Raw genomic sequence first — 4,740 nt, 5'->3', positions numbered from 1 at the left:
GACTTCCACCCCAAAGATCGACAAGGAAAAGAATTTCTTCAGAATCTACTTTAGCAATAGCTTCTTGAAGTTTTCTTTGCAAGTCTTCTGGTCCTTCACTTGGCATAAATACAACTGCTTCTACTTTTTCTTGTTCACCAAAAATCATAGAACCTGATTGCTTAATTCCAGCTGCGAATTCACCGTGACTCGCGATGATAATTCCTACCATCTTAGTACCTCCTTTTGTTTATTACTTAATATATTATGACGTGTATACCTTTGCATACACATAGATTATATCATTTATTATTTTTTTTGTAAATGTTTTAATTTTCCACCTTACAAACATTGTAATCGATTTCCAACGTTAGTTATTTCTTTATGATTATATATTTTTATATTTATCATCTATAAATCTCGATACTAAACATTTTAAAACGATATATATTTATATTTACATTGTTCACTATCATTAAATTACAATATAAAAATATTATTATGAAAATATTATTTTCATATTTGCATTTTATCTGTAAGAGTGGTATTGAAGATAACAATAAAATTTAACAATAAAATAAATAGAATCACAAATTAATATGTGATTCTATTTAAAAAAAGTATATATTTATGTTTAAAAATTACTAATATATATTAAATACCTTTTTCAGGAAAAAGCATTCTTAATACATTTAAAGATAATCGTCTAGACTCGCCTGCATGAGGGTATATGTGCATCATCATCATAGGATTAAAATTAGCTTCAATTACCCCATAATTATGCTTACTACACTCATCTTTTATATTAGGTATTATCAAATCAACTCCACATACTTTTGCCATCATTGCTTCTGCTATTTCTACTGCTAACTTTTTGTAACTCTCATGAACTTCATTAGTCATATCTATAGAATCTCCACCAGTACTAATATTTGAATTTTCTCTTAAATACGCCACTTCGTTTTCATCTAATATTGATTCAAAATTTAATCCTTGTTCTGATAACTGTAATTGTTCAATTTCTCCAAGCTCAATTTTTTTTAATGGTGTTTTCTTAGCATCTCCTCTTAAGGGATTAGCATTTTTTATTTCAACTAATTCTCTAATAGTATGTTTGCCATCCCCTGTTACATTTGCGGGTACTCTTAATAATACCGCTTCTGTTTTTCCTTCTATAACAAAAAATCTATACTCTGTTCCCTCAATAAATTCTTCTATTAATATATCTTTATCTTCTTTTAACGCAAATTCTATAGCTTTTGTATAATTCTCTAATGAACTTGTTCCATTTTTAAAAATTGTAATTCCTAATCCAAAATTTGTGCTTTTCGGTTTGATTACAATTGGTTTATTTTTTATGTAATTAAATTTTTGCAGTGCTTCTTCTAGACTAGAAACCTCATATCCTTTAGGAACTCTGAAACCTTTTTCTGATAAAACTTTTTTAGTTACTACTTTATTTTCCATTATTAACGGAGAAATATAACTATCTTTACTTGTCATATTACCATTTTTCACATATTCTACATGTTCTTTACTTTCTAAACGAATAAATTGATCATTTTCATCTATGATACTAACTTTTATACCACTCTTTATTGCATCTTCTATTACAGCTTGTGTCGAAAGTTCCATATTTGAATATGCACTAAGTGAATAGTATTCTCTTAAAGCATCTTCTTTGTATTGTTTAGCAAGGTTCAATCCAACATTTAAAATACTTTTTTCTTTTTTGTATTCTCTTAATAACCTAGCTCCAATAGTTAATTCGGGATTTAGCAGTTCCTCTATCTTCTCATTAATTAAATCAATATCACTTTCATATAATCCTAATTCAGCAACTAGCTCTTTCATTTTGTTTAATAACCATAAACCTTCTTCTTCATAAGCTACTTTTTCAAATGGATGTGATAACGATATTTTTTCACTGTATTCATAACCTAGAGATTCAGAAGTACTTTTATCTACTTCCTCTAACCAAACTAATGTTTTTATGAATAAATGAACAAACCTAATATCTTTTTCTAGGATACCAAATGGTGCAAATGGATTTAAATCAAACAGCCTAAATTCAATGTATTTAATTCCATGTTTTGGAAATTTTACTATTGTGTCCGCTCCTCTAAAACGAACACTTGAATAAAATTCTTTTTCTGCTATTAACTTCCCATTTTGTACATATCCAGTAATATCTTCAATGTATTTTTCTAACGTACTATATGACACTTTTATATCTTCTTCATTTACATAACCAAATCTACTAGTTCTCAAACTTCGTACAAAATCAGATGGTTTTACACCATTTGTAAAGTACTTATCTTCTGCTAGTGGAGAAGCTCCATAAAGATAAATCAATAACCATTGATATCTAATAAATTGTCTAGCTAGTTTTAAATATACTTCATTTTTTGTACTAACAAGATCTTTTTTCGTAATCATGGAAATTTTTTCCATGAAATTATCATCAAGTTGGAAATTATAATGAATTCCCGATACCATTTGTTTATATTTACCGTATTTTTTAACCAGATACTCCCTATACTCAACATCTGATTTTTTCTCAAATTGTGCTACCCTAATATCTTCCTCATTAGGTAATAAAGCGGGTATACTAAGCGGCCATATATACTCATCTTCTGGAACATTCTTTAAAAATACTTCATGAATTGCATTTAAAACTCTTAGTACATTTTTTTCACTTTTTTCTGGAGTCGTTATTAGTTCAACCTGTGATTCTGCAAAATCTGTTTGAATATAAGGTTGCTCATGTCTAACACCAAATACTTTAGGATGATCAGTTTTTGATATTTGACCGTTTGGTAATACACGCTGTCCCTCTTTCTCCAAGCCTATTACCACATTTGAAAATAGTTCCTCTAAATTATTGTTTTTAATTATATCTCTCATTATCATATTTTATCACTCTCTACATACAATTTTGTCACTTTCTATCTTATCACAAAAGCATAATTAATAATAGAAATTAAGCTCAAATACTACCATATTTTAACAAGCTCTTACAATATTTTATTACTTATGATATAATCAAATTACACTTAAGAAAGGAGTACGAAATTCGATTATTAATCGTATTTCTAATATTAAAATGATTAAATTAATTGCTAGTGATATGGATGGAACATTATTAAATAATAATCATAATATTCCAAAAGAAAATGTAGAACTTATAAGATTTGCAAAAAAACATGGTATTGAATTTGTAGTTGCAACGGGAAGAGCCTACTATGAAGCACTTCCTGCATTAAAAGCAGAAAATATTAGTTGTGATGTAATAAGCTTTAACGGAGGTGTAATATACGATAAAAATGGAAATATCATTAATATTACACCGATGGAATTAAAAGATTTATATTATACTATAGAAATCTTAAAATCATTAGATATAAGTTATCAATTATATACTAAAAACACTATATATACCAATAGTATAGAGACAGATATAAATGCATATATTGATCTTATTAAAGCAAATGGTGAACAACCTAATGAACAACATTTGAGAGAAGAAGCAAAAAATAAATTAAAACTTGGTTATGTAACTGAGGTTGATAATATAGAACTTTATATGAACCAAAAAGATAATCCTGCTATAAAAGTAATAGGTTTATCAAATGACAGTTCAAAACTAAAAAATGCTACTGAACTTTTAGCTGGTAATAAAAACATAAGCGTTACATCGTCAGGTGCAAATAACATTGAAATAATGGATAAAAAGGCTACAAAAGGTGAGGCTCTAAAAATAGTCGCAGATATACATGATATCGACTTAAAAAATGCTATTGCCATAGGTGATAATCTAAATGATCAAGCAATGCTAGATATAGTAGAATATAGTATCGCAATGAAAAATGGAAATAAGGATCTACAGAAAAATGCTAAGTTTATTACTGAAAAAACAAACTCTGAAGGTGGAGTAGCTGATAGCGTTATGAAACTTCTTAAAGAACACAATGAATTTTACGAAGACATAAATCAAACTTTAGTTGAGGCTGCCATTGAAGCTACTAAATATGCTTATGTACCATATTCAAACTTTAAGGTTGGTGCTGCTATATTAGCTGATAGCGGAAAAATCTATACAGGTTGTAATATTGAGAATGCCAGTTATTCTCCAACAAACTGTGCTGAAAGAACAGCAATTTTTAAAGCTGTAAGTGAGGGAGTTACAAAATTCAAAAAAATCGCAGTAGTAGGTGGTCCTAATGGTAATTTGGAAAATTATTGCCCACCTTGTGGAGTTTGTCGACAAGTAATTTCTGAATTTGCAGATGAAGATTTTGAATTAATCTTAGGAACATCTTCTCACACCTATGCTGTATATAACTTCTTCGAAGAAGTATTACCTCTAAGTTTTACAGCAAAAGAATTAAAAAAATAAAATTAAAGTCGTTATGAAGTTTTTATAACGACTTTAATTTAAATACTATTATTATAAAAAAAGTCGTAACAAAAGTTACGACTAGGTTAAGATGACCCGTACGGGATTCGAACCCGTGTTACCGCCGTGAAAGGGCGGTGTCTTAACCACTTGACCAACGGGCCAAAAAATATAAAGGCTAAATTAATAGCCTTATATTTAATTAATGAGCCATGAAGGACTCGAACCTTCGACCCTTTGATTAAAAGTCAAATGCTCTACCAACTGAGCTAATGGCTCATGGCTGGGATACCTGGATTCGAACCAGGGGAATGACGGAGTCAAAGTCCGTTGCCTTACCGCTTGGCTATATCCCAATATTA

General features: G+C 29.1%; 3 protein-coding genes and 3 tRNA genes. 1 reads left to right on the top strand and 5 read right to left on the bottom strand.

The features are described from left to right. Both RWQ73_RS07685 and gshAB read right to left on the bottom strand, forming a co-directional pair. A partial coding sequence (locus RWQ73_RS07685; protein ID WP_314407782.1) for a PTS sugar transporter subunit IIA occupies positions 1-211 on the bottom strand: 211 nt, incomplete at its 3' end. 422 nt (positions 212-633) lie between these two features. Beyond that, a complete protein-coding gene (gshAB, locus tag RWQ73_RS07680; RefSeq protein ID WP_314407781.1) occupies positions 634-2,886 on the bottom strand; it encodes a bifunctional glutamate--cysteine ligase GshA/glutathione synthetase GshB in 2,253 nt (750 codons plus the stop codon). Positions 2,887-3,085: 199 nt separating this feature from the next. Between gshAB and RWQ73_RS07675 the strand changes: the two genes are divergently transcribed. Next, positions 3,086-4,378, top strand: a complete 1,293-nt coding sequence (locus RWQ73_RS07675) for a cytidine deaminase (RefSeq protein ID WP_314407779.1) — start codon at positions 3,086-3,088, stop codon at positions 4,376-4,378. 92 nt (positions 4,379-4,470) lie between these two features. Here RWQ73_RS07675 and RWQ73_RS07670 read toward each other — a convergent pair. The 3 genes from RWQ73_RS07670 to RWQ73_RS07660 all read right to left on the bottom strand — a co-directional run bounded on the left by RWQ73_RS07670 (position 4,471) and on the right by RWQ73_RS07660 (position 4,734). Beyond that, positions 4,471-4,542 (bottom strand) — tRNA-Glu (locus RWQ73_RS07670). A 42-nt stretch (positions 4,543-4,584) separates the two neighbouring features. Beyond that, a tRNA-Lys gene (locus tag RWQ73_RS07665) sits at positions 4,585-4,657 on the bottom strand. A gap of 1 nt (position 4,658) precedes the next feature. Then, positions 4,659-4,734, bottom strand: a tRNA-Gln gene (locus RWQ73_RS07660). Positions 4,735-4,740 lie beyond the last annotated feature (6 nt).

Source organism: uncultured Gemella sp. (genome assembly GCF_963525875.1).
Taxonomy (GTDB): domain Bacteria; phylum Bacillota; class Bacilli; order Staphylococcales; family Gemellaceae; genus Gemella.
The sequence above is the reverse complement of the archived record's forward strand: the minus strand, read 5'-3'. Positions and strand labels throughout refer to the sequence as shown.